This is a genomic window from Clostridium pacaense, assembly GCF_020709765.2.
Lineage (GTDB): Bacteria > Bacillota > Clostridia > Lachnospirales > Lachnospiraceae > Enterocloster > Enterocloster hominis.
This window is the reverse complement of the sequence record NZ_JAJFEB020000096.1, coordinates 1-316: the sequence shown is the minus strand read 5'-3', so window position 1 is coordinate 316 and position 316 is coordinate 1. Positions and strand designations below refer to the sequence as shown.

Annotated in this window: 1 protein-coding gene; it reads left to right on the top strand. The window is 52.2% G+C overall.

Annotated features, from left to right (window positions below):
• A partial coding sequence (locus tag LK536_RS58635; RefSeq protein ID WP_506092317.1) for a hypothetical protein occupies positions 1-316 on the top strand: 316 nt, incomplete at both ends.

Genomic DNA, 316 nt, shown 5'->3' with positions numbered 1-316 from the left:
GGTGACCACTGAAGGCGAGGAAGCCCTGGCCCTTATGGAAGAAATGTATCGATGTTTTGCGGATATACAAAAGCTCAGTACGGTCACCGCCCTGCTTCCCCAGCCCGTGTCCATCGTCATATCCCCCAGTATCCACAGCGCACTGGCGGTTCCCATCAACCAGCTGTTCTGGGAGCAGGAATCCATGGGAAGGCTGGAATTCCAGATTGTGAAGGGAATGGACGTGGGGTCCCGTCTGATTAAAAATAGCGGTAATCTTTGCCTGACCTATTTTACGGAAGAAAGCCAGGAAAATTGCCGCATGATTGCATCCCGT